The 23,284-nt window shown below is 66.8% G+C and carries 25 protein-coding genes; 15 read left to right on the top strand and 10 right to left on the bottom strand.

Going from position 1 to position 23,284, the window contains the following annotated elements; all coding sequences use genetic code 11:
• The first annotated feature begins 103 nt into the window (after positions 1–103).
• The 3 genes from A5724_RS00290 (at position 104) to A5724_RS00280 (ending at position 1,650) form a co-directional block, all read left to right on the top strand.
• On the top strand, positions 104–466 hold the full coding sequence (locus tag A5724_RS00290) for a hypothetical protein (RefSeq protein WP_067794396.1): 363 nt from the start codon (positions 104–106) through the stop codon (positions 464–466).
• An 80-nt stretch (positions 467–546) separates the two neighbouring features.
• Positions 547–1,095, top strand: coding sequence for a hypothetical protein (locus tag A5724_RS00285; RefSeq protein ID WP_067794394.1), 549 nt, complete (start codon positions 547–549; stop codon positions 1,093–1,095).
• 84 nt (positions 1,096–1,179) lie between these two features.
• On the top strand, positions 1,180–1,650 hold the full coding sequence (locus tag A5724_RS00280) for a hypothetical protein (RefSeq protein WP_067794392.1): 471 nt from the start codon (positions 1,180–1,182) through the stop codon (positions 1,648–1,650).
• A gap of 21 nt (positions 1,651–1,671) precedes the next feature.
• Here the strand turns inward: A5724_RS00280 and A5724_RS00275 are convergent, their stop codons facing one another.
• Complete coding sequence (locus tag A5724_RS00275) at positions 1,672–1,899, bottom strand: cupin domain-containing protein (RefSeq protein ID WP_082964786.1); 228 nt, start codon at positions 1,897–1,899, stop codon at positions 1,672–1,674.
• Between the two features lie 112 nt (positions 1,900–2,011).
• Between A5724_RS00275 and A5724_RS00270 the strand changes: the two genes are divergently transcribed.
• A complete protein-coding gene (locus tag A5724_RS00270; RefSeq protein WP_232004646.1) occupies positions 2,012–3,427 on the top strand; it encodes a threonine/serine exporter ThrE family protein in 1,416 nt (471 codons plus the stop codon).
• Here A5724_RS00270 and A5724_RS00265 read toward each other — a convergent pair.
• Entirely contained in the window at positions 3,405–3,851 is a 447-nt protein-coding gene (locus tag A5724_RS00265) for an OsmC family protein (RefSeq protein WP_067794615.1), read from the bottom strand. The two genes, A5724_RS00270 and A5724_RS00265, sit on opposite strands and share 23 nt — an antisense overlap.
• Positions 3,852–3,969: 118 nt before the next feature.
• Complete coding sequence (locus tag A5724_RS00260) at positions 3,970–4,260, bottom strand: WhiB family transcriptional regulator (protein WP_067794388.1); 291 nt, start codon at positions 4,258–4,260, stop codon at positions 3,970–3,972.
• 426 nt (positions 4,261–4,686) lie between these two features.
• Between A5724_RS00260 and A5724_RS00255 the strand changes: the two genes are divergently transcribed.
• The 3 genes from A5724_RS00255 to A5724_RS00245 all read left to right on the top strand — a co-directional run bounded on the left by A5724_RS00255 (position 4,687) and on the right by A5724_RS00245 (position 7,373).
• Positions 4,687–5,466, top strand: a complete 780-nt coding sequence (locus tag A5724_RS00255) for a hypothetical protein (RefSeq protein WP_067794386.1) — start codon at positions 4,687–4,689, stop codon at positions 5,464–5,466.
• Positions 5,467–5,557: 91 nt separating this feature from the next.
• Positions 5,558–6,136 carry a sigma-70 family RNA polymerase sigma factor gene (locus A5724_RS00250; protein ID WP_067794384.1) on the top strand — a complete coding sequence of 193 codons (579 nt, stop codon included), beginning with the start codon at positions 5,558–5,560 and terminating at the stop codon, positions 6,134–6,136.
• Positions 6,129–7,373: an anti-sigma-D factor RsdA gene (locus A5724_RS00245; RefSeq protein WP_067794382.1), complete on the top strand. Its 1,245-nt coding sequence runs from the start codon at positions 6,129–6,131 to the stop codon at positions 7,371–7,373. Before A5724_RS00250 ends, A5724_RS00245 begins: the two co-directional genes overlap by 8 nt.
• A gap of 8 nt (positions 7,374–7,381) precedes the next feature.
• On the opposite strand, the gene A5724_RS00240 is transcribed toward A5724_RS00245, so the two are convergent.
• Positions 7,382–7,786, bottom strand: a complete 405-nt coding sequence (locus A5724_RS00240) for a DUF5319 domain-containing protein (RefSeq protein ID WP_067794380.1) — start codon at positions 7,784–7,786, stop codon at positions 7,382–7,384.
• A gap of 147 nt (positions 7,787–7,933) precedes the next feature.
• Between A5724_RS00240 and guaB the strand changes: the two genes are divergently transcribed.
• The 6 genes from guaB to phoU all read left to right on the top strand — a co-directional run bounded on the left by guaB (position 7,934) and on the right by phoU (position 14,558).
• Positions 7,934–9,484: an IMP dehydrogenase gene (guaB, locus tag A5724_RS00235; protein ID WP_067794612.1), complete on the top strand. Its 1,551-nt coding sequence runs from the start codon at positions 7,934–7,936 to the stop codon at positions 9,482–9,484.
• A gap of 25 nt (positions 9,485–9,509) precedes the next feature.
• On the top strand, positions 9,510–10,637 hold the full coding sequence (locus A5724_RS00230) for a GuaB3 family IMP dehydrogenase-related protein (RefSeq protein ID WP_197518502.1): 1,128 nt from the start codon (positions 9,510–9,512) through the stop codon (positions 10,635–10,637).
• Positions 10,638–10,713: 76 nt separating this feature from the next.
• Entirely contained in the window at positions 10,714–12,447 is a 1,734-nt protein-coding gene (locus A5724_RS00225) for a GMC oxidoreductase (protein WP_067794376.1), read from the top strand.
• Positions 12,448–12,554: 107 nt separating this feature from the next.
• Positions 12,555–12,968 (top strand): hypothetical protein, encoded by a 414-nt coding sequence (locus A5724_RS34065; protein WP_197518501.1) that lies wholly within the window; start codon positions 12,555–12,557, stop codon positions 12,966–12,968.
• Between the two features lie 57 nt (positions 12,969–13,025).
• Positions 13,026–13,838: an alpha/beta fold hydrolase gene (locus A5724_RS00210; protein WP_067794370.1), complete on the top strand. Its 813-nt coding sequence runs from the start codon at positions 13,026–13,028 to the stop codon at positions 13,836–13,838.
• A gap of 60 nt (positions 13,839–13,898) precedes the next feature.
• Positions 13,899–14,558 (top strand): phosphate signaling complex protein PhoU, encoded by a 660-nt coding sequence (gene phoU / locus A5724_RS00205; RefSeq protein WP_067794368.1) that lies wholly within the window; start codon positions 13,899–13,901, stop codon positions 14,556–14,558.
• On the opposite strand, the gene A5724_RS00200 is transcribed toward phoU, so the two are convergent.
• From A5724_RS00200 to A5724_RS00175, 6 genes are read right to left on the bottom strand one after another with little or no spacing between them, the layout of a single operon-like run.
• On the bottom strand, positions 14,555–15,208 hold the full coding sequence (locus A5724_RS00200; protein WP_067794366.1) for a DedA family protein: 654 nt from the start codon (positions 15,206–15,208) through the stop codon (positions 14,555–14,557). The genes phoU and A5724_RS00200 overlap by 4 nt on opposite strands.
• 29 nt (positions 15,209–15,237) lie before the next feature.
• On the bottom strand, positions 15,238–16,110 hold the full coding sequence (locus tag A5724_RS00195; RefSeq protein WP_067794363.1) for a polysaccharide deacetylase: 873 nt from the start codon (positions 16,108–16,110) through the stop codon (positions 15,238–15,240).
• Positions 16,107–17,054 carry an agmatinase gene (gene speB, locus A5724_RS00190; protein WP_067794361.1) on the bottom strand — a complete coding sequence of 316 codons (948 nt, stop codon included), beginning with the start codon at positions 17,052–17,054 and terminating at the stop codon, positions 16,107–16,109. The genes A5724_RS00195 and speB overlap by 4 nt, the downstream gene beginning before the upstream one ends.
• Positions 17,051–17,815, bottom strand: a complete 765-nt coding sequence (locus A5724_RS00185) for an SDR family NAD(P)-dependent oxidoreductase (protein WP_067794359.1) — start codon at positions 17,813–17,815, stop codon at positions 17,051–17,053. The genes speB and A5724_RS00185 overlap by 4 nt, the downstream gene beginning before the upstream one ends.
• A 2-nt stretch (positions 17,816–17,817) precedes the next feature.
• The gene (locus tag A5724_RS00180; RefSeq protein ID WP_067794357.1) at positions 17,818–18,489 is read right to left on the bottom strand and encodes an SDR family NAD(P)-dependent oxidoreductase; all 672 of its coding nucleotides are present in this window, start codon (positions 18,487–18,489) and stop codon (positions 17,818–17,820) included.
• Positions 18,486–19,940 carry an amino acid permease gene (locus A5724_RS00175; RefSeq protein WP_067794355.1) on the bottom strand — a complete coding sequence of 485 codons (1,455 nt, stop codon included), beginning with the start codon at positions 19,938–19,940 and terminating at the stop codon, positions 18,486–18,488. The genes A5724_RS00180 and A5724_RS00175 overlap by 4 nt, the downstream gene beginning before the upstream one ends.
• A gap of 255 nt (positions 19,941–20,195) precedes the next feature.
• Between A5724_RS00175 and A5724_RS00170 the strand changes: the two genes are divergently transcribed.
• On the top strand, positions 20,196–21,695 hold the full coding sequence (locus tag A5724_RS00170) for a PucR family transcriptional regulator (protein WP_067794353.1): 1,500 nt from the start codon (positions 20,196–20,198) through the stop codon (positions 21,693–21,695).
• A 29-nt stretch (positions 21,696–21,724) separates the two neighbouring features.
• On the top strand, positions 21,725–23,284 hold the full coding sequence (gene guaA, locus A5724_RS00165) for a glutamine-hydrolyzing GMP synthase (protein ID WP_067794351.1): 1,560 nt from the start codon (positions 21,725–21,727) through the stop codon (positions 23,282–23,284).

The following is a 23,284-nucleotide window of genomic DNA, read 5'->3' as shown; positions in this document are numbered from 1 at the left end:
CTGTCCTTGTGCAGGTGGGCACCGCCCACGACCAGCAGAGATGGGCGTTTGAATCCAACCGGAATTGGGATCGGTAGCGACGCAAGCGCGTAATACTTCCGGGATGGGTATCGAGAACCGCGTGGCGGTCGGATTGGTCGCCGTCGGGGCCGCGATCGCGTTCGCGTCCCCGGCCGGTGCGGATCCCGTGGACCCCATACCCGGTGAAGGGTTCTTCCGGGTCGGGCCGGATATCGCGCCGGGCCTGTACCACACGGAGGGGACCGCATCGACGTGGCAGATCTTGATAAACGATGTGCCGACAGAGGATTCGATGTGCCTGTGGTTCACCTACAGCACGCCCGATGCGAACAAGGACCATGTCGTCGCGACGAATATGTCGGTTGGGCCGATGTACGTCACCATAAACACCACGGTGCAGGCCTTCGAGTCGCACAACTGTGAACCGTGGACGCGGGTCACCTGATCGGATCGGGTTCCCAAGCACTCAGGTTGAGGGCAGAAGGTCCCTACCGCGCGAGGTTTGACCAGCGGGACCCTCAAGTGATGACGACCCGACGGGTAGCGCTCGCAGCGTTCGGAACACTGGCGGTAGCCGGTGTGCTTGGTCTCGAGTTCGCACGCCGCTCGGCCGTGCCGCAGGCGCAGCTCGCCGACGGGCCGGGCGGCGAAATGATGGGCGTCGACCCGGCCGACATGCGGACGTACATGGAGATGTTCAGCCGCCATGCCGAGATCAACCGCGTTGTCGAGGAGATCCCGGGCGGCGTCCGCACGACCACGGAATCGACATCGCCGGACTTGGTCGCACGACTTCAGGCGCATGTATCGGCCATGTACTCGCGGCTGGGAAACGGAACGGAGGTGATGTGCATGAGCCAGAGCCTGCCGACGCTCTTCCGTGCCGCCGACGAGTACCGCCGCCAGCTCACCCTCATTCCGACCGGGGTCATCGCTGAAGAGACCGCCGAGGATCCTGTCATCATTCGAGCAATCCGCGAACATGCCCGCGAGGTCACCGGATTCGTCCGCGACGGGATGCCGGCCATTATGGGGCCGATGATGGGATCCGGCGGCATGATGGTCCCGCGCTGATTTGAAATCCGCGGATTCGCACCAAGGATCCGCCAAGACGTCCAGTCCACTCTGGGGACCAACACATTCCGGAGAGGGACGATCATGAAGACCAAACTGCTTGCCGCGCTGTCGATCGCGGCCGCGGCGGCGCTGCCCGCTGCGGCCGTCGCGAACGCCTGCGGCGGCGGTGGCGACATCCCTCCGAGCGCCGAATTCGTGACGCCGTCGGGGAACATCGTCTGCGACATCTACGGGAACGGCTCTGGCGCGAGTTGCGAAGTCCGCGAACACGTGTGGGCGGTACCTGCATCCACCCGCGGCCCGGAAGGCCGGGCGTGCGACTTTACCTTCGGAGGTTTGCAGTTCTACGTCAGCGGAGGCAACTCGGGCAGCCTCGGATGCTACGAGGGCGTCAGTGCGTTGCACCGGGATGGTCTGAAGACACTCGACTACGGGCAGACCCAGTCGTTGGGCCGGATTACTTGTGCCAGTGAGCAGTCCGGTGTGACATGCACCGACACAGCCACCGGTCACTTCTTCCAGGTCTCCCGCGAGGACTACGAGTTGGGCTGACGGGCGACAACCTTCCAGCCGCTAATCGGTGGCGACGCGCGGTGGATCGTAGATGACGAGGAAAATCGGATCCTTGTCGCCGGTGTTCGTCAGCCCATGCACCGAATTGGCGGGCACCTTGACGAAAGTGCCCGGCTTGACGTTCCACGTCTGGCCGTCGATGCGCACACATCCGCTACCGATCGTCCGCGGCACCGGCGGTCTGGCGGACGTGTTCCTGCCGATCGCGCGCGCCTTCCTCGACCACATCGTTGCCATCGGTGTGAGCGAAAACACCACCCGGCCTGGGCAATAACCGGAACCATCACCGGCGTTCGCGCGTTTGGTGATCCGAGTCGACGGTGGATTTGGAGGAGTTGCTGTGCAGTTGACCCGTGGCCGCGCGGGCCAGCCGTGGGGGGTGCGTCGACGCGAGATGTTGACGCGTATCGTCCGGGAGACCGACCCGCCGACGGATACGTTTGCCCGGATCACCGATCCGGTGCGCGACGAAGGCGACGCCGCCTACCGCGAGCGCGTCGGCGAGGTGCTCGACGTCGCGGGCAACATAGGCGCCATCTTGATGGCCTCGGGTACGCCTGCGACGGCCACGATGGAGCAGGTGCGGGCCATCGCCGCGGCCTACGGCATCGACCGGTGCGAGGTCGACGTCATCAACACGACCATTCACCTAGCCGCCTACCGCGGACCCACGTCGCCCGCCGCGAGCACATTGCACATCGTGCGGTACCGGTCCATGGATTTCAGTCGGTTGGCCGCCGTCGACCGGTTGATCGCCCGCATCCGCGCCGGCCAGGTGCCGCCGTCGCAAGCCCGCGACGAACTCAACGCCATCATCACCGCGCCCCATCCCTACAAGCGTTGGGTCGCCACCCTGGCATGGGGTGCGCTGGCGTTCGCCACGGCGGGAACCCTCGGTGCGGGTCTGCTGGTGTGCCTGGTCAGCGCGTTGAGTGCGATGACAATCGACCGGGTCAATCGGCGACTCAACCGGCACGGCCTTCCGTTCTTCTTTCAGTACGCAGTCGGTGGTGCGATCGCGACGGCGCCGCCGATCGTCCTGTACGCATTCAGCCCCAAGCTCGGATTGCACTTCGAGCCGACGGTCGCGATTGCTGCCGGACTGGTCGTGCTCCTTGCCGGACTGTCGTTGGTGGGTTCGGTCGGCGACGTCATCAGCGGGGCTCCCGTCACCGCGGCGGGCCGCTTCTTCGAGTTGGTGATGATGACGGCGGCGACGATCGCCGGCGTGGCAGTCGTACTGCACCTCGCCAACCGGTTCGGTGCGCCGTTCGTCGCGATCAGCGCCAACGCCCCACCGGCGCTCGCGGAGTTCCCCGCGCGCGTGGCTTTCGGTGCGGCGAGCGCGGCGGCTTTCGCACTGGCCTGCTACGCGGAACGATCCGCGGCGATGGCCGCGGCATTCGGCGGTGCGGCGGGCACCATCGCGTTCCTTTTGGCCCAGGGCGCGGGTTTGGGCCCGGTCGTCGCTTCATTCATCGCGGCGGTGCCAATCGGCCTGGTGGGCCGTTTGATGGAACGACGCAATCTGGCTCCGCCGCTTGTGGTTTCGATCACCGGCATCGTTCCGCTGTTGCCGGGCTTGGCGTTGTTGCACGGCATCTACGCCATCCTCAACGACCAGCACGCGGTCGGATTCGGTTCGGTATTGGGGGCACTGGCCATCGGTACCGCCCTGGCGGCGGGTGTCACCCTGGGTGAGTGGGGTTCGTGGAAGGTTCGGCGGCCAATCGCTAGGCGTCCCGCAACACGGTAGCGATGTCGATTTCCGACACCAGCGTTTGATGGACGGGGCAGCGTTCGGCGATCTGCAACAACCGTTGCCGCTGCGCATCATCCAGGTCGCCGACGAACGCGACTTCCTTGTCGATGTGGTCGATCCGGCCTTTGGTGGTCTCACAGTGGACACAGTCTTCTGCGTGAATACGGCTGTGCCGCAACGTCACTCGGACGTCCTCCAGCGCCCACCCTTTGCGGTCGGCGTACATCCGTACCGTCATCGAGGTACACGCCCCGAGCGCGGCCAGCAGCAGATCGTAGGGGGTGGGCCCCGCGTCGGCGCCAACCGGCGTCGGTTCGTCGGCGATCAGGTGATGCGCCCCGGCGGTGATGTGCTGGGTGTACGACCTCGGGCCCGTGCCTGAAACGGTCACGACGCCCTCGGCTTCTTGTGTCGTCATGTCATCAGCATCGCTCATGTGGCAACGACCGGGGAGAGCGTGGGCTCTGGCGGGACGACGCGGCACGAAAAAGCCCCAACCCGGATCGCAGGGGGCTGAGGCTGTTTTCGATTTCGCGTTACGAGGCTCGGCGGATGCCCCGCTTGAGCAGAAGCTCACGCTCGGACTCGGACAGGCCGCCCCAGATGCCGTACGGCTCACCCACGGCCAGTGCATGCGCGCGACACTGTGCGACCACTGGGCACTGGCGGCACATCTCTTTGGCGCGCATCTCACGCTGAGCACGTGCTCGGCCACGTTCGCCGTCCGGATGGAAGAACATAGAGGAATCGACGCCCCGGCACAGGCCTGACATCTGCCAATCCCAAATATCAGCATTAGGTCCGGGTAGCTGCTGCGGCTGTGGCATGGAAAAACCCTCTCTACCCACCCTTTTCGCACGCGAACGGGTGCGTGAGTTGTGGAACCGATCCGAGCGCAAGTCGCCGATGACTACTCGTGCACACAAACTAGGGGCGCTCACGAAATTTCGTCAATAGCCCGAACATGTGCTCACCCGCATCGCCGCAGGCCCAGAATTTACATCACGTTCATCATTGCGATGCACTGGCAACGACGGCGGTGGTAGCAAAGCGTCGTCGATGCGATGACGACTTGTGTTTTAGCAGTTCGCTTCTCGCCGTGTCGCAAACAATATCCTTCGTCTGGATGGCCCCGTTGACACGGCATTAACACGGCGACCATCAACTGTTAACGGATGTCGCATTCGCCATACGAGGAATGCGTGCCCCGCGGTACCGGATATCGCGCAATGCATTGATAGCGTCGCGAACCGATGAGCACGCTGGCCGACATCGCGTTCGGCGATCAACCAGGCCGCTGGCCGCTGCCCGCGGCCGCGACGCCTCGCGAACTGTGGCTGCGCGCCGTCGCCGCGGGCGGCCAGGGTCACTACGGCAGCGCGATGGCCGACCTCGACGTCCTGTGTCGACACCAGCGCGACGGCGCGGTGGTGTCCCTGGCGCACAGCACCCGCGCGTCGTTCCTGCGACAACTGGGCTGGCACGACAGGGCCCGCCGCTGGGACGGCCGGGGGCTGACCCTTGCCGGGGCAGACGTCGAAGCGAGCGCCGACGCGCTCATCGGACTGGCCGCCGACGCACTCGGTGTCGGCCGGTTCGCGGCATCGGCCACGGCGCTTCAGCGCGCCGCTGTGTTGCTGGCCGGGCAGTCGCCCCCGAGGCTGCCGGTGCGGCTTGCCTGGGTGTCTGCTGAACTGGCGATGGCCCGGGGCGACGGTCAGGCGGCCCTGCCGCATGCCGAACGGGCCGTGGAATTGGCCAAGGCGCTGGGGTCGGCGCGGCACGCCGTCAAATCCGACGTCGTGAAGGCCGCGGCGCTGTGCAGCGCCGGGGACGTCGACGCAGCTCGGCGGGTTGCCGACGGCGCGCTCGAGGACGCCGGCCGGCTGGGAATCATCCCGCTGCGCTGGGCGTTGGCCTGCCTACTGGCCGACATCGGTAGCGGTCGCCACGACACAGCAGACGTACTGATGATTCGTAACGAATGCGCAGCTACGGTGCGTCGCCGGGGTGGCGACCTGGCCGATCGCTGAGAATGGTCACGCCACTGTGATCGTTATTGTTTAGCTGACGTCCACACTTCGGGGACATGTCCCTCACGTAACGCTGGAGAAGCCACTCACGATGACATTTTCGGGAGAACGTCTCGATGCTGTCGTTGCTGAGGCGGTGGCTGGCAACAGGGACGCGCTCCGGGAGGTGCTGGAGATCATTCGTCCGATCGTGGTTCGGTACTGCCGGGCCCGGGTTGGGACGACGGAGCGAAGCGGTCTTTCAGCTGATGACGTCGCACAGGAGGTGTGCTTGGCCGCCATAACGGCGCTGCCGCGCTACAAGGATCAGGGACGACCGTTCCTGGCCTTCGTGTATGGCATCGCCGCCCACAAGGTAGCTGACGCGCACCGCGCGGCCGCCAGGAATCGTGCCGACCCTACGGATGCGGTGCCGGAACGTTACTCGCTGGACGCCGGTCCCGAGCAAATGGCGTTGGACTCCGAATCGGCAGCGCGGATGAACAAGTTGCTGTCCGTACTGCCTGAGAAGCAGCGCGAAATCCTGATCCTGCGCATCGTCGTCGGGATGAGCGCCGAGGAGACCGCGGAGGCCGTCGGCTCGACGCCGGGCGCCGTCCGCGTCGCGCAGCACCGCGCGCTGGCGCGGCTCAAGAACGAGATCACAGCGACGGAGCACGGCCATGCCTGACTTCGGACGCTGGAACAACGGTGGGGATCCGTCGCTCAACGAGATCAACCGCACGGACCGGTTCATCGACGCGCTGGCCAACCAGCAGCCGGTGTACTCGAGCGATCCGGGTGAGGCCGAACTCGCGCACCTGCTGGCGGGCTGGCGCGACGAGATCCGCACCCCACCGCTGATGCGGCCGGTCACGCCGCGAGACGCGGCCGCCGCACTGACCCGCGCCGTCGAAGCGCGCAAACGCACCCGCACGTCGTTCGCTGTGGTCGGCTCCATCGCCGCGGCCGTTCTGTGCATCGGCGGATTCGGCGCGGTGGTCGCCGGCGCCGGACCGGGCGATGCGCTCTACGGCCTGCACACCGCGCTGTTCGGCGAACAGACCCGCACCGATCAGGTGGCGCTCGCGTCGCAGCAACTCGCGGAGGTGCAGCAGCTGATCGACCAGGGGCAGTGGCAGGCCGCCCAGGACAAGCTGCAGGCGGTCACCACCACCGTCGCGACGGTCGATGACGTCGGGCAGAAGCAGGAACTGGTGTCGCAGTGGCAGCAACTGACGGTCAAGGTCGACGCGAAGGACGCCAACGCGACGCTGCCGCCCGGCGAGCCGCCGCCACCGATGCCCGAGCCGGTCGTCGTCGCACCGGACTCCGGTATGTCGACCTCGACGTCGTCTGAGACCGACAGCGCGACGTCGTCGTCTTCGTCGTCGACGGAGACCAGCACGTCGACGTCGGCGTCGGAGACGACATCGTCGAGCACCACTTCGACGAGTTCCGCGACGCCGACTTCGCCGACGGCCGAGCCGCCCCCGCCGAGCGGCACGCCGACGACGACCCCGCCGCCGACGAATACCAGCACGGCGACCACGACGACGCTTGCGGTCACGACGACCACCACGACCACTCTGCAGGTGCCGCCGGTCGCGGGACCGCCGCCTGCCGCTGGCGGCGGGCCGAGCGTGGTGGGTGATGCGCCCGCCGCGGGCGCCGGTGTCCCGCCCCCCGGCGGCCCGCCCGTTGGCGGTGCGCAAGTCGCGACGCCGCCGACGACCGTGCCGCAGGAGGTGCCGCGTCAGCAGGCGCCGGAGCCCAAGGCACCGGCGCCCGAAGCGCCGGAGCCCCCGGCGAAGCAGAATCCGGTGACCCAGAATCCAGCGCCAGAGCCTGCACCTGCGGTGACCGCGCCGGTCACGACCACGCTGGAGATGCCGCAGCCGAGGAAGCGCAGCGGCGGCGGGGAGTAATTAAGCCCTCAGCGATAACCTTCGGTGTCCGACGTCGCCTCGTTGAGCGATGCGTCGGCGTAGCCGCGGCAGTAATCCCAAGTCACGTAGGCGTCGGGTTCCGGGTCGTAGGCCGGTTCGTGCGGACGCACAGTGCCATCGACCAGCAGCTGCAGCAGGTTGGCGCGCAGCATGTCCCAGTCGTGGTAGTGATCCTGCTGGCATTCGTCGCAGCACACGACGAGGCCGCGAATTCCCTTGTGCGCCAAGAGCGCCTCGTAGACAGCCAGGTCGGCGAGATCCGCCTCGACCGCGGTCCGCTCCTGCGGGTCCAGGGGCTGGCCGGGCTCGAGCGCATCAAGCGCCGCCGAAGGGTCGCACGGGTCATCGGCGAACGGATCGGGCGGCAAACCCGGTGGCAGGTGATCACGCACGAGTCCACACTACGCAGCGGCACTGGCATCGCGCCAGCTGTCGGCAACGTCGTTACGTGCGTGTCCGCAAGGCAGCGTGGGACCGAAGCGGTGTCGTGAATGCCGATAAGATGAGTATCTAGCTCGACGCTGATGGAAGGCCCGCCCATGTCGATTGCTGAAAGCAGCATTCCCATCGCCGTTCCGGTGCCCACCGGTGGCGATGACCCGACCAAAGTGGCCATGCTCGGGCTCACTTTCGACGACGTGCTGCTGCTGCCCGCCGCCTCCGATGTGGTGCCCGCCACAGCCGACACCTCCAGTCAGCTCACCAAGAAGATCAGGCTGCGGGTGCCGCTCGTCAGCTCGGCGATGGACACCGTGACCGAAGCCAGGATGGCGATCGCCATGGCCAGGGCGGGGGGGATGGGGGTGCTGCACCGCAACCTGCCCGTCGCGGAGCAGGCCGGCCAGGTCGAGACGGTCAAGCGGTCCGAGGCAGGTATGGTCACCGACCCGGTCACCTGCTCGCCGGACAACACGCTCGCCGAAGTCGACGCCATGTGCGCGCGGTTCCGCATCTCCGGGCTGCCGGTCGTCGACGCCGACGGTGCGCTCGTCGGCATCATCACGAACCGTGACATGCGCTTCGAAGTCGACATGAGCAAGCCGGTCTCCGAAGTGATGACCAAGGCGCCGTTGATCACCGCGCAGGAGGGCGTCTCGGCTGAGGCGGCGCTAGGCCTGTTGCGCCGCAACAAGATCGAGAAACTGCCCATAGTCGACGGGCACGGCAAGCTGACCGGTTTGATCACCGTCAAGGACTTCGTCAAGACCGAGCAGTTCCCGTACGCCACCAAGGACAGCGACGGCAGGCTGCTGGTCGGAGCCGCGGTCGGTGTCGGCGACGATTCGTGGACGCGGGCGATGACGCTCGTGGACGCCGGCGTCGACGTGGTGATCGTCGACACCGCGCATGCGCACAACCGTCTGGTGCTCGACATGGTGCACCGCCTCAAGACCATGGTCGGTGACCGCGTCGAGGTGATCGGCGGGAACGTCGCCACCCGCGCCGCGGCCGCCGCGCTCGTTGACGCGGGCGCCGACGCGGTGAAAGTGGGCGTGGGTCCGGGCTCCATCTGCACTACCCGGGTCGTCGCCGGCGTGGGCGCACCCCAGATCACCGCCATCCTCGAGGCCGTGGCCGCCTGCTCACCGAAGGGCGTGCCGGTGATCGCCGACGGCGGACTGCAGTACTCGGGCGACATCGCCAAGGCGCTGGCGGCAGGCGCGTCCACCGCGATGCTGGGCTCGCTGCTGGCGGGCACGGCCGAATCGCCTGGCGAGCTGATCTTCGTCAACGGCAAGCAGTTCAAGAGCTATCGCGGGATGGGGTCGCTCGGTGCGATGCAAGGCCGGTCCGGTCCTGGCGGCGGCAAGTCCTATTCGAAGGACCGCTACTTCCAGGACGACGCGTTGAGCGAGGACAAGCTGGTACCCGAGGGCATCGAAGGCCGCGTGCCGTTCCGCGGTCCGCTGTCGACGGTGATCCACCAGTTGACCGGCGGCCTGCGCGCCGCCATGGGCTATACCGGATCAGCCACCATCGAGCAGTTGCAGCAGGCGCAGTTCGTGCAGATCACCGCGGCCGGGTTGAAGGAAAGCCATCCGCATGACATCACGATGACGGTCGAGGCGCCCAACTACTACACCCGCTGACAAGGGGAGCCCCACCGTGCGCGACATGGTTGAAATCGGCATGGGCAGAACCGCCCGCCGTACCTACGAACTCGACGACATCAACATCGTTCCGTCCCGGCGGACGCGGTCCAGTCAAGACGTGTCGACGGCCTGGCAGTTGGACGCATACCGATTCGAGATCCCGGTGGTGTCGCATCCGACCGACGCGTTGGTGTCGGTCGAATTCGCCATCGAACTGGGGCGGCGCGGCGGCCTCGGCGTGCTCAACGGCGAGGGGCTGATCGGTCGGCACGCCGACGTCGAAGAGAAGATCGCCCAGGTGCTCGAGGCCGCCGAGAAGGAGCCAGAATCCTCGGCCGCGATTCGGCTGTTGCAGCAATTGCATTCTGCGCCACTGGATCCCGAATTGCTGGGTGCTGCGGTGGCGCGCATCCGCGAGGCGGGGGTGACGACGGCCGTTCGGGTCAGCCCGCAGAACGCGCAGTCGTTGACGCCGGCGTTGGTGGCTGCGGGCATCGACCTGTTGGTCATCCAAGGCACCATCGTCTCGGCTGAACGCGTCGCGCAGGACGGTGAGCCGCTCAACCTGAAGACCTTCATTTCCGAGCTGGACGTGCCGGTGGTGGCTGGCGGGGTGCTCGACCACCGCACCGCGCTGCACCTGATGCGCACCGGCGCGGCGGGCGTCATCGTCGGCTACGGGTCGACGTCCGGTGTCACGACGACCGACGAGGTGTTGGGCATCAGCGTGCCGATGGCGACGGCCATCGCCGACGCGGCCGCCGCGCGTCGCGAATACCTCGACGAGACCGGCGGCCGCTACGTGCATGTGCTGGCCGACGGGGACATCCACACGTCCGGTGATTTGGCCAAGGCCATCGCGTGCGGTGCGGACGCGGTGGTGCTCGGCACGCCGCTGTCGACGGCCGCCGAAGCGCTCGGCGGCGGCTGGTTCTGGCCTGCCGCGGCGGCCCACCCTTCGCTGCCGCGCGGTGCGCTGCTGCAGGTGGCGATCGGTGAGCGGGCGCCGCTGGAGCAGGTGCTCAACGGCCCGTCCGACGATCCGTTCGGCTCGCTCAACCTGGTCGGCGGGCTGCGCCGGTCGATGGCCAAGGCCGGCTATTGCGATCTCAAGGAGTTTCAGAAGGTCGGCCTGACGGTCGGCAGCTGATCTCCCGTGAGACCGCGCTTTACAAATTAGGCCCCCCTGTCTAGAACTATGCGAGCGCTAAGTCCATACTGGGGGCATGAAACCTGACTATGACGTTCTGATCATTGGTTCGGGGTTCGGGGGGAGTGTCACCGCGCTACGCCTGACGGAAAAGGGCTATCGCGTCGGGGTACTCGAGGCCGGCCGCCGGTTCAACGACGAAGACTTCGCCAAGACCTCGTGGAACCTGCGAAAGTTCCTGTGGGCACCGAAGCTCGGCATGTACGGCATCCAACGGATCCACCTGTTGCGCAACGTCATGATCCTGGCGGGTGCGGGTGTCGGCGGCGGATCGCTGAACTACGCCAACACGTTGTACGTGCCGCCGGAACCGTTCTTCAACGACCCCCAGTGGAAGAACATCACCGACTGGCGCGCGGAGTTGATGCCGCACTACGACCAGGCCCAGCGGATGCTTGGCGTCGTGCAGAACCCGACTTTCACCGACGCCGATCGCGTCATGAAAGAGGTAGCCGACGAGATGGGCGTCGGCGACACGTTCGTGCCGACGCCCGTCGGGGTGTTCTTCGGCCCGGACGGGCAGAAGACGCCAGGCAAGACGGTGCCCGATCCGTTCTTCGGCGGCGCGGGCCCGGCACGCACCGGTTGTATCGAATGCGGCGAGTGCATGACCGGGTGTCGGCACAACGCCAAGAACACGTTGGTGAAGAATTACCTGGGTCTGGCGGAAAGGGCTGGGGCAGAAGTCATTCCGCTGACCACCGTCACTGGATTCGAGCAGTCCTCCGACGGATTGTGGCAGGTTCGCACCGCCAGGACGGGCTTGCTGCCGCGTAAGCGGCGCACGTACACCGCCACGCATGTGGTGCTGGCCGCCGGGACATACGGCACGCAGAAGTTGATGTTCAAGATGCGCGACAAGGGCAAGCTGCCGAGGCTGTCCGACAAGCTGGGCGTGCTGACGCGGACCAACTCGGAGTCGATCGTAGGCGCGGGCCGGTTCAACGTCTCGCCCGACTTGGACCTCACCCACGGCGTCGCCATCACTTCGTCGATCCATCCCACGTCGGACACGCACATCGAACCGGTGCGGTACGGCAAGGGCTCAAATGCCATGGGTCTGTTGCAAACTCTGATGACCGACGGGGACGGACCGGACGGCACCGACGTGCCGCGCTGGAAGCAGTTTCTCCAGCAGGCCGGTGAGGATCCGCGCGGCATGCTGCGGTTGCTCAACCCGCGACGCTGGAGCGAGCGCACGATGATCGCACTGGTGATGCAGCACCTCGACAACTCCATCACCACGTTCACTCGGCGCACGAAGTTCGGTTTCCGCCGACTCGACAGCAGGCAGGGCCACGGCCAGCCCAATCCGTCGTGGATCCCGGCAGGCAACGAAGTGACCCGCCGGATCGCCGAGAAGATCGACGGGGTTGCCGGCGGCACCTGGGGCGAGTTGTTCAACATCCCGCTCACCGCCCACTTCCTCGGCGGGGCCGCGATCGGCGACAGCCCGCAGACCGGCGTCATCGACCCGTATCAGCGGGTGTACGGATACCCGACGCTGTCGGTGCACGACGGGGCCGCTGTGTCGGCGAATCTCGGTGTGAACCCGTCTCTTTCGATCACCGCGCAGGCCGAGCGGGCGGCGTCGCTGTGGCCGAACAAGGGCGAGGCGGACCAGCGTCCGGAACAGGGACAGCCGTACAAGCGACTGGCGCCGATTCCGCCGGAACATCCGGTGGTGCCCGCTGACGCACCCGCGGCGCTGCGACGGTTGCCAATCCAGCCGGTCAGTTCAGCGGGCTGACAGCAAGCTATACGTAAAACCGCACCAGTGATTCTGGTGGCGCTCACCTGCGCACAGGTATGAATCTCGCTGTCTTGTCGTGAGTTTGCGAGGAAAGCGAGATTCCGTTGTCGTTGACCACTGCCCACGTCCGTAAGCGGGCATCCTTTTCCGTCGGTGTCGCCGCCGTCGCGGTCGGCATGCTGTCGGTTGCGTGTAGTTCCCACGGGACGCCCGCGCCCACATCGACGACCTCGACGACGACGACCACGACCTCCTCGACCAGCCACCACGACAAGCACGAGCAGTCCGGTGGCTCGTCGAACAGCGGTGGCGGTGGTGGGGGAGCGGCGCCCGTGCAGACGGAGACGGAGACCGTGGCGCCCAGCATCGTGACTAACACGGAGACGGACGTGCAGACGACGGTGCAAACCTCGGTGGCCACCCAAACCCAAACGGTGACAGCCACTCCGACGTGGCAGCCGCGCGAGCAGGACGGCCGCAACGACAATCGCGACCAGCTCGGATCGCGGCAGCACTGATGTCGCTACCTACGAGGTAATCGACACGACGCCGGTCGGGCGGTCAGCATTTCAGACATGCCGAGAATGCTGACCGCCGACCGCGTTGAGCTCTTCTACACCGATCAGGGGGACGGACCTTGCGTCGTCTTCGCCCACTCCTGGGCGCTGAACTCTGACCAGTGGACCTATGTCGTCGCCGCTCTGCTGGACAAGGGGCACCGCTGCGTCACCTTTGACCGGCGCGGGCACGGCCGATCCGACCGGCATGGCGGCGGTTGGAGCATGGACCTGCTCGCCGACGATCTCGCGCAAGTCATCGAGTATCTCGACCTCAAAGATGTGACGCTGGTGGGACATTCGATGGGCTGCAGCGAAATCGTGCGGTACGTCACGCGTTACGGCGGCGGCCGGGTCTCGGGTGCGGTGTTCCTCGCACCGATCCTGCCGCTGCTGGTGCAGACCGCCGACAACCCCGGCGGCGTCGACAACTCCTACCTCGAGGCGTCGCTGGACCTGCTCGGCCGCGACGTGCCGCACTGGTGTGCGGACAACGCGCCCTCTTATTTCGGGGTGAATCCCCGCGTGTCGGCGGGGATGACCGACTGGACCACCAGGCAGATCAACGACACCCCGGTCAGAACGTTGGTCGACACGCTGAGAATGGGCGCCGAGACCGATTTCCGCACCGAGTTGTCCGCCTTCGACATGCCCACGTTGGTCATCCACGGCGACGCCGACGCCTCCGCGCCGATCAAGATCACCGGCCGCAAGACCGCCGCGTTGCTGCCCGAGGCGGCGCTGCTCGAACTGCCCGGCGCGGGCCATGGCCTGTATGTCACGCATGCGCGGTCAATCGCCGAGGAGATTGCAAAAATCGCCGTGTCGTGAGTTTGCAGTCCGGGCCGGCGGGGTACCTCAGCGACGCCAGTCAGGGGCGGAGGTGATGCCATGCGGACCATGTACTACGAGGAGCTGTCCGCACTGTGTAGCCGCGTCGCCGACATGTGCGGGCTGGCTGCCGACGCGATGGAGCGCGCGACGCAGGCGTTGCTCGGCGCTGACCTGTCGGTCGCCGAGCAGGTGATGGCCGACCATGAACACATCGTCGCGCTCAGCAGGCAGACCGAGGCGTCCGCGCTCAAACTGCTCGCGTTGCAGCAACCGGTCGCCGGCGACTTGAGAAGCATCCTGACCGCCATCCACGTCGGCGCGGACACCGAGCGGATGGGTGCGCTGGCGGTGCACGTCGCGGGCATCTCCCGGCTGCGTCATCCGGAATGCGCGCTACCCGACGAGGTGCGGGGGAGTTTCGCCGAGATGGGCTCGCGGGCAGTCAATTTGGCGCGCACAGCCAAAGAGGTGCTGCAGTCGCGGGATCCAGCCGTTGCCGCCAGCCTGCGTGCGGACGACGATGCGGTGGACGCCGCGCACCGGCACCTGTTCACCCTGTTGATCGATCGCAACTGGCAGGACGGGGTCTGCTCCGCTGTCGACGTCGCGCTGCTCGGCAGGTACTACGAACGGTTCGCCGACCACGCGGTGGAGATCGGTAAGCGGGTGGTCTTCGAGGCGACCGGCGGCCTGCCGGACCACAAGAAGATGGCCTAGTGCCGCCTCAGCGACTCCCAGTCGTGTTTGTCCTCCAGATGGGCGATCGCTTTGGCGGTGCGCTCGCGTAGCAGCAGCGTCATGCCGATGCCGACGAGCACCGCGATCACCAGGGCGATCCAGGAGAACCGCGACAGCCACTTCTCGGCGGCCAGGCCCAGGTAGTACACCACCGCGGTGGTGCCTCCGGCCCAGCACAGCGCGCCGGTGGCGTTGGCGGCCAAGAACCGCGGATAGCGCATCTTCAAGGCGCCCGCCAGCGGGCCTGCCAGGATGCGCAACAGGGCGATGAACCGCCCGAAGAACACCGCCCACACACCCCACCGGTGGAACAGCTGTTTGGCGAGGGCGACGTGGCCGGGGCCGAAATGGTTGGGGAAGCGGTTGCCCAGCCGTTCGAACAGCGACATGCCGTAGCGGTGGCCGATCGAGTAGCCGATGGTGTCCCCGACGACCGCGCCGATCGTGGCCGCCGCGCCCACCGCGACCGGGCTGATGTCCAGCGTGTGGCGCGACGCCAGCAGCGCGGCGCTGACGAGCACGATCTCTCCCGGCAGCGGGATGCCGAGGCTCTCGATGCCTATGACGGCGCCGACGAGCAGATAGATGGCAATCGGCGGGACCGTCTGCAGAATCGCGTCCACGTTCACGCCGCTAAGAATGCCATCTCGGGTCGGTGCTAGAAGTCCCGTTCGTCAGGCTTGTCGACACTGCGCGGGGTCAGGTCGAGACTGCGCACATGCGAGGCGATTTGGTCCAGGCTGGCCACCCACACGTCGTCGTGGGAACACACGTAGGAGATCAAGCCCTCCAGCGCCTTGGCCCGCGACGGGCGGCCGGACAGGAACGGATGATTCGTCAGCACGAAGCACGCGCCGGCCTCCCGTACCGCGTCGAACTCCAGCTTCCACATCTCGACGGCCTTGACCGGACTCTCGATCAAACCCGATCCGGAGAAGTCCGGCACATAGCAATACTGTTCCCAGTCGTCCAACGCCCACTGAATCGGGATCTCGACCAACGGGCCACCGCCGTCGACGGCGAGCTCATACGGGTGGTCGGTGTCCATCAAGCTGCTGTCGTAGGTAAATCCCCTGTCCCGCAGCAACTTCGGTGAGTGCCAGTTCAGCTCCCACATCGGGGCGCGGTAACCGGTGGGCCGCACACCTGCGACGGTGTCGAGCGCCTCGAGGCCGCGGTCCAGAATCGCCGCCTCTTGCTCCTCCGTCATCCCGAACATCGCTTCGTGCAGATAACCGTGGTGGGCGACCTCATGGCCGGCCCCGACGATCGACTTGATCACCTCCGGGTAGCGCACAGCGGTGTAGCCCGGCACGAAAAAGGTTGACGTGACGCTGTTTCTGGCGAGGATGTCGAGCAGCCGCGGCACACCGGTGAGCGGCCCGTACGCCTGGTGACTGATCGCCGACATCCGGCTGGCATGTGTGGTGGACACACCGAGCATGGCCGATTCAGCGTCGACGTCGAAGCTGAACGACACCGCACAGCGCGCACCGTTGGGCCACGCGATCGGCGCCGCCGGAACGCTCATCGGCTGGATTTCTGCGCCAGCAGCGACACGAACTCGTAAGCCAGGTACGCCGCGGCGATGCCGGTGATCTCGGCGTGGTCATAGGCGGGCGCGACCTCGACGATCTCCGCACCGACCAGGTTGAGCCCCTCGAAACCACGTACCAGGCCCAGCAATTCACGACTGGACAGCCCGCCGATCTCGGGGGTGCCGGTGGCAGGTGCGTGCGCCGGGTCGAGCACGTCGATGTCGATCGACACGTACAGGGGATGGTCACCGATGGTCTCCCGCAACTGCTCGACCACGTCGTCGACGGTGCGTTTCTGGAACGCCGAGCAGTGCACGATGGTGAACCCCAGTTCCGCGTCGTCGTCGAGGTCGTCGGGGGTGTACAACGCCCCCCGGATACCGACGTGCGCGCTGTGGCCCGCGACGAACAGGCCTTCCTCCGCGGCGCGCCGGAACGGCGTGCCGTGCGTCAGCGGCGCGTCGAAATACGTGTCCCAGGTGTCGAGGTGGGCGTCGAAGTGCACCAACGCCACCGGCCCGTAGCGGCGGTGGTGGGCGCGCAGCAGCGGGTAAGCGATGGTGTGGTCGCCGCCCAGGCTGACGATCCTGGCACCGCTGTCGATGAGCGCCGACGCATGTTCTTCGATCTGGCGCACCGCGGTCGCAATGTCGTACGGAGTGCAGGCGATATCGCCGGCGTCGACCACTTGCTGGCTGGCGAACGGGGACACGTCCAACGCCGGGTTGTACGGCCGCAACACCCGGGAACACTGCCGGATATGGGACGGCCCGAAGCGTGCGCCGGGCCGGTAGCTGACCCCGGTGTCGAACGGGATCCCCACGACGGCAACGTCATAGCTCTCGACGTCCTCGATTCGAGGCAGCCGCCCGAAGGTTGTCAGGCCCGCGTACCGGGGTACCACACGGCCGTCGACCGGCCCGATCGGTTCACTCATACTCGACTCCTCGTCGTCCCGCCGTTCACCTGAATCGTCTGGCCCACAAACGCGCCAAGGTCTTTGCGCGCCAGCAGCGCTACTGCAGAGGCGATTTCCTCAGGCCTTCCGATCCTTCCGATCGGTATGCCGCGGCTGTATTCCTCGTGCATCTCGGCCAAACTCACTTTCGCGTTGTCGGCGTCAACCTGTAGTTGCGGGGTGTCGATCACCCCCGGCGCGACAGCGTTGACGGTGATGCTCGCGGGAGCCAGTTCTCGCCCAAGGGTTTTCGTCAACGCGATCAGTCCCGCCTTCGAGGCAGAATAGGCGCTGGCTTCCGGCCACCCGGTGACACCCCATTCGGAAGTGATGATCACGATGTTGCCGCCGCCAATCCGGCGCATGCCGGCCAGCACCGCCTGAATCAGGTAGACCGTGCCGGCGAGGTTCGTGTCGATGACCTTCCACCAGTCCTCGTCGTCGTGCTCGACGAACGGCGCCATGGCCATGTAGGCGGCATTGCACACCAGTATGTCGATCGGTCCGTGAGTGGTTTCGGCGGCATCGACGAGGCGCTTGACCGCGTCGGGGTCGGAAATGTCGCCGACTGCTGGGAAACCTCTGGTTTCGGCAAGTACGGCGCTCATCCGCTCATCGTGTGTGAGGCCGTTGACCCCGACGGTGGCGCCGTCGCGCGACAGTCTGCGCGCGATCGCCGCGCCGATCCCCTGGGTGGCGCCGGTGACCAGCGCGATGCGTCCTTGCTGTGGGCCCGCCATCGTCAGATCACCGCCCCGCCGTTGGGCGAGAGGACTTCGCCGACGAAGAAGTCGGCGTCGTCAGTCAGCAAGAATCGCACGACTTCGGCGATCTCGTCGGGTCTTGTCAGTCGCCGGTTGGGAATCGTGGCCAGGTAATCCGGTGCGCGCCAAGGCGAGTCGGCGCCCAACAGCGGGGTGTCGGTGGGGCCCGGTGCGACTGCGTTGACCCGGACACCGCGACCCGCGACCTCGGCCGCGAGGCTACGCACCAATCCGATGATCGCACCCTTGGCCGCCGCGTAGTGCGCGTCACCGTCGCCGCCGCCGATCGCCAACTCCGACGCGATCGCGACGATCGAGCCGCGGCCGCGGCCGAGCATCGATGGCAGCACGCTGCGGGTGACGTTGCGCAGCCCGCCGAGGTGCACACGCAGCATGCGGCGCAACTGCTGGCCGGTGATGTCCGCGATCGGGATCATCTCGTAGTGGCCTGCCGCGGACACGACGGCGTCGACCGGACCGATCTCGTCGACAACGCGCGCCACTGCGGCCGCGTCGGATATGTCGACGACATACGTTGCGGCCGAATCGATGTCGAGACCGGCAACGGTGTAGCCGTCCTTCGTCAGCGCTGCGGTGACGGCGGCCCCTATGCCGGAAGCCGCCCCGGTGACGATGGCGGTGCGAGTCACGAAGCGTCGGCGCCCAGTCGATGGGCGATCGGATCCTCCATGCGCTTGCGCACCGTCAGGAAGATGCCCAGTCCGATCACCGCGAGCGCCGCTGTCGTCAGCACGCTGGCCCAGTTGATGTACCACGGCTGGTCCGGTTGGGTACGCGGCCAGGCGACGTTGACGGTCTCGAAGATGATCCACAACGCGGCCAGATACGTCACCGGCGCGCCCCACCGGCCGAGGTTGAACGGACCCGGCCGCCACTTGCCGGTCAGTCGCGCGATCGCGGCACCGATCACCGGAACGCCGAACGCGATGTAGAAGCCGATGATGTTGAAGTTCACCAACACGTTGTAGAACTCCGTACCCGCGATCAGAACGAACACCACGGCGACGATTCCGGTCAGTGCGATGGCGTAGACGGGCAACCGTTCGGGGCCCGCCAGCCCGCCGAGAATCTTCGAACCAGGAAGGCCGCGATCGCGCGCGGCGCCCCAGATGCAGCGCGACACCGCGGCCTGCACCGCGAGAAAGCTTGACACGAAGCCGATCACGAACATCGCGAGCAGTGGTTTGGTGATGCCTGCGCCGAGATGCGCAGTCAGGGTGTCGGCCACCACGTCACCGGACTGCGCCTGCACGACCGACGTGAGATTGGGGATGGACAGGATCAGCGCCGCGCTGGAGAACATCACCACCAGACCTACCAACAGCAGCCCCAAGATGATCGCCTTCGGCACATTACGTTCCGGTTGATCGACCTCCTCGGCGATCGAGCCTGCAGCCTCGAACCCGAGAAAGGACCAGCCGACGTAGGCGATCGCGAGCAGCATCGGTCCCGACGTCCAGGCGTCGGCACCGGGAATGCCTGCGCTGGAGAACAGCACGGAGAACGGGTTTTCCCGATAGAACAGCAGCAGGATCGTGCCGAGGCCCAGCGAGCCGACGATCTCGCACGTAATGCTGATCGCGACAACGACTTTCAGACCCTTGCGGCCTATCATGTTGATCAACGTGCCGACCGCGATGATGCAGATGGCGACGACGGCGATCTGCAGCCGGCCGGGCTGCACGACCCCGAAGATCTGCAACAGGAACCCGCTGGCGGCATACGACAGCGTGCCGAGCGCCAACGTCAATCCCCACATGTACGCCCATGCGGCGGCCCAGCCCCAACTGGTGCCGCGGACGTGGCGGGACCACTGGTAGACGCTGCCCGCATACGGCCATCGGGAGGCCAGCTCGCCGAACACCGCCGCAACCAGCAATTGACCGATCAGCACTACCGGGAAGGCCCAGAAGAACTTCGGCCCTGCGGCGAACAACCCGAGCGTGAAGATCGCGTAGACCGCGGCGATCGGTGACACGTCGGCGAAGGCAAGCGACAGGGCCGATCGGAAGCTGAAGCCGCGCAGCAGCTGCGGCGGACTGTCGTTCGAAGCCGGTTGGGTGTCCAGCGGCTGGGCCATGGCGCCTCCCGTGGTCAGTGGTATCGAGGCATCACTGTGAGCTTGTCGCCGCCCGAACAGAAGTAGTCTTTCGTATAGACCAAGTGCCGACAATTAGATGATGGTCTAACGTTGAGCGGTGAAGCGCGGACGTTCTGGTCCCATCAGCCGTCACGCATACGACCTGAACAGGCGGTTTCGGTGGCGAACCGTGTCGCAACAGCCACGTAACCGCACATTGCGGCGGCGTGAACTTCCCGGAAGGCGGTGAGACCGATGGTCTATCGCGTTGCGGATCTGGTCGACACCCCGCATCTGCGCGTCCGGGTGCGCGCCGGGGCCGATGGTCTGGACCGACCGGTCGCATGGGCGCAGACCTCCGACCTCGAGGAGCCCTGGTCATACCTTGCCGGCGGCGAGTTGCTGATGAAGAACGGACAGACGCTGCCCGAGTCGGCCCGCGGCCAGACCGCGTTGATCAGAGGCCTGGCGGAGAAGGGGATGTGCGGCCTGGTGATCGGGTTGGATGCGGCCACGCCCGAACTCACCCCGGCGGCGATCGCGCTGGCCGACCAGTTGCGCTTCCCCGTGATGGTGGTGCCGTACTCGATCGGCTTCGGCGCCATCGGGCGCGCGGTGGCCGACGCTGACGCCGACAGCGGACGGGTCGTCACCACCGAACGCGTCTACAACGTCATCCGGCAGTCGGTGACCCAGACCACGCGGTCAAACGTGTTCAGCCAGTTGGGTCGTGACCTGTCCTGCCGACTGGCGGTGCTCGACGCGGCCACCGGAGAGGTGGCCCTCGACGGCTCCAAACCGGTACCCGCGGAGTTGCGTCGCGCCGTCATCGACGAGATCGCAGAACGGCGAGGCGCGGTGCCCGGCGTTCTGCACGTCGCCGCCGAAGGCATCCGGGCGCTCGTGGTGGAAGTACCCGACGAGGAGCCGACCGTGCTCGTCACCTACGACTTCCACGGTCCCGCAATCGATCTCGTTCACCTGCAGCACCTCGCATCGGCGGTGGCGGTGCTGCTCGCGCAACAGAACGTGCGACTCGAGCACGAACGACGCATCGGCGCCGAGGTGATGGCGCAACTGTGCGACGGGCGGATGGCCGCGCGGGAGGCCGACCGGGAACTGGCGGAGCGCGGGCTCAGGGCGTCGGAGTGCTCGATCGTGGCCGCGGGCGGTGTGTTGCCCGCCGGTGAGCGGCAGCTGCACCTCAACCTCGGTCGACGATCAGTGCCGCATCTGCTGCTGCGGCGCGGCGACCTGCTGTATGCGCTCATGCCCGTCACCGATCAGTCGTTGGCCGCGCTGCGCCAGCGACTCGGCGCTTCGGCCACGGTGGGGATCAGCGAGCCACTGGCCAGACCGGGCCGCGCCCCGACAGCGGTGCGGGAGGCGACATGGGCCGCGCGCGTCGCCGAGACCGCGCCCGACCGTATTGCGCGGTTCGCCGACGCCACGATGTTCTCCGTGCTGCGAGACACCGATGAGGCGCAAGTGGTCGTCGACCGGGTGCTCGGCCCGCTGATCGGTTATGACGCGCGGCACTCTGCCGAGATGGTCAAGACGTTGGACACATTTTTGCGGTGCGACAGATCGTGGGTGCAGACGGCCGCGGCGCTGAACGTCCATCGGCAGACCGTGGTGTACCGCGTCCAGCGGATCGAGCAGATCACCGGCCGCTCGATCTCCGAGACGGCGGCCATCGCGGAGTTCTGGCTGGCGTTGCGGGCGCGCGACCTACTGGCGTCGCCACGTCCGTAGTGCCTGCCGTCGCCAACTAGACTGACCCAGTGGAATCAGCATCGCCCCGCCCCGTCCTGGTGGTCGACTTCGGCGCCCAGTACGCCCAGCTGATCGCCCGCCGCGTGCGTGAGGCACGGGTGTACTCGGAGGTCATCCCGCACACCGCCAGCGTCGAGGACATCAAGGACAAGGACCCGCAGGCCATCGTGCTGTCCGGCGGGCCCGCCAGCGTGTACACCGATGGTGCGCCGCAACTCAACCCGGCCGTGTTCGACCTCGGTGTTCCGGTGTTCGGCATCTGCTACGGCTTCCAGGCCATGGCGCAGGCGCTCGGCGGCACGGTGGCCAAGACCGGTACCAGTGAATACGGCCGCACCGAGCTGAATGTGTCTGGGGGACAACTGCATTCGGATCTACCCGCGAGGCAGCCGGTGTGGATGAGCCACGGCGACGCCGTGACCGCCGCGCCTGACGGGTTCGACGTGGTGGCCACCAGCGCGGGCGCCCCGGTGGCGGCGTTCGAGAACAGGGCCCGTCGACTGGCCGGTGTGCAGTATCACCCCGAGGTGATGCACACCCCGCACGGCCAGCAGATCCTGAGCCGGTTCCTGCACGAGTTCGCGGGCATCGACGCATCCTGGACGCCGGCGAACATCGCCGACTCGCTGGTCGAGCAGGTCCGCAACCAGATCGGCAACGGCCACGCGATCTGCGGGCTGTCCGGCGGGGTGGACTCCGCGGTGGCCGCTGCGCTGGTGCAGCGGGCCATCGGCGACCGGCTGACCTGTGTGTTCGTCGACCACGGATTGCTGCGCGCCGGTGAGCGCGCCCAGGTGCAGCGCGACTTCGTCGCCGCCACCGGGGCCAACCTGGTCACCGTCGACGTGGCCGATAAGTTCCTCGAAGCGCTGTCCGGGGTGACCAACCCGGAAGGCAAACGCAAGATCATCGGCCGCCAGTTCATCCGGGCGTTCGAAGGCGCGGTGCGCGACATCGTCGGCCACAGCGGCGGCGAGGTCGAGTTCCTGGTGCAGGGCACGCTGTATCCAGATGTGGTCGAGTCCGGCGGCGGCACAGGCGCGGCCAACATCAAGAGCCATCACAATGTCGGCGGTCTGCCGGACGACCTGAAGTTCAAGCTCGTCGAGCCGCTGCGACTGCTGTTCAAGGATGAGGTCCGTGCGGTGGGCCGCGAGCTCGGCCTGCCGGAGGAAATCGTTGCGCGCCAACCATTTCCGGGACCTGGACTGGGTATTCGGATCGTCGGCGAGGTCACGGCCGACCGACTCGATACGCTGCGCCGCGCCGACGCGATCGCCCGCGAGGAGTTGACGTCGGCGGGGCTGGACCACCAGATCTGGCAGTGCCCCGTCGTGCTGCTGGCCGACATCCGGTCGGTCGGGGTCCAGGGCGACGGCCGCACCTACGGGCATCCGATCGTGTTGCGGCCGGTGTCCAGTGAGGACGCGATGACCGCCGACTGGACGCGGGTGCCCTACGAAGTGCTCGAACGCATCTCAACCCGCATCACGAACGAGGTGCCCGAGGTGAACCGGGTGGTGCTGGACATCACCAGCAAGCCGCCCGGCACCATCGAGTGGGAGTGA

The sequence above is a fragment of the Mycobacterium sp. ACS1612 genome (assembly GCF_001667505.1).
GTDB lineage: Bacteria > Actinomycetota > Actinomycetes > Mycobacteriales > Mycobacteriaceae > Mycobacterium.
This window is presented reverse-complemented; position numbering and strand designations above follow the sequence as displayed.

Coding starts and splice junctions, on each gene's coding strand:
- A5724_RS00285 (WP_067794394.1), top strand. CDS start 547: ATGACGACCCGACGGGTAGCGCTCGCAGCGTTCGGAACACTGGCGGTA.
- A5724_RS00290 (WP_067794396.1), top strand. CDS start 104: ATGGGTATCGAGAACCGCGTGGCGGTCGGATTGGTCGCCGTCGGGGCC.
- A5724_RS00185 (WP_067794359.1), bottom strand. CDS start 17,815: ATGGCGGGCCCACAGCAAGGACGCATCGCGCTGGTCACCGGCGCCACC.
- A5724_RS00175 (WP_067794355.1), bottom strand. CDS start 19,940: ATGGCCCAGCCGCTGGACACCCAACCGGCTTCGAACGACAGTCCGCCG.
- A5724_RS00250 (WP_067794384.1), top strand. CDS start 5,558: ATGACATTTTCGGGAGAACGTCTCGATGCTGTCGTTGCTGAGGCGGTG.
- A5724_RS00280 (WP_067794392.1), top strand. CDS start 1,180: ATGAAGACCAAACTGCTTGCCGCGCTGTCGATCGCGGCCGCGGCGGCG.
- A5724_RS00170 (WP_067794353.1), top strand. CDS start 20,196: ATGGTCTATCGCGTTGCGGATCTGGTCGACACCCCGCATCTGCGCGTC.
- A5724_RS00260 (WP_067794388.1), bottom strand. CDS start 4,260: ATGCCACAGCCGCAGCAGCTACCCGGACCTAATGCTGATATTTGGGAT.
- A5724_RS00265 (WP_067794615.1), bottom strand. CDS start 3,851: ATGACGACACAAGAAGCCGAGGGCGTCGTGACCGTTTCAGGCACGGGC.
- A5724_RS00275 (WP_082964786.1), bottom strand. CDS start 1,899: ATGTGGTCGAGGAAGGCGCGCGCGATCGGCAGGAACACGTCCGCCAGA.
- A5724_RS00245 (WP_067794382.1), top strand. CDS start 6,129: ATGCCTGACTTCGGACGCTGGAACAACGGTGGGGATCCGTCGCTCAAC.
- A5724_RS00210 (WP_067794370.1), top strand. CDS start 13,026: ATGCCGAGAATGCTGACCGCCGACCGCGTTGAGCTCTTCTACACCGAT.
- phoU (WP_067794368.1), top strand. CDS start 13,899: ATGCGGACCATGTACTACGAGGAGCTGTCCGCACTGTGTAGCCGCGTC.
- speB (WP_067794361.1), bottom strand. CDS start 17,054: ATGAGTGAACCGATCGGGCCGGTCGACGGCCGTGTGGTACCCCGGTAC.
- A5724_RS00230 (WP_197518502.1), top strand. CDS start 9,510: ATGGTTGAAATCGGCATGGGCAGAACCGCCCGCCGTACCTACGAACTC.
- A5724_RS00195 (WP_067794363.1), bottom strand. CDS start 16,110: ATGAGCGTTCCGGCGGCGCCGATCGCGTGGCCCAACGGTGCGCGCTGT.
- A5724_RS00255 (WP_067794386.1), top strand. CDS start 4,687: ATGAGCACGCTGGCCGACATCGCGTTCGGCGATCAACCAGGCCGCTGG.
- guaB (WP_067794612.1), top strand. CDS start 7,934: ATGTCGATTGCTGAAAGCAGCATTCCCATCGCCGTTCCGGTGCCCACC.
- A5724_RS00225 (WP_067794376.1), top strand. CDS start 10,714: ATGAAACCTGACTATGACGTTCTGATCATTGGTTCGGGGTTCGGGGGG.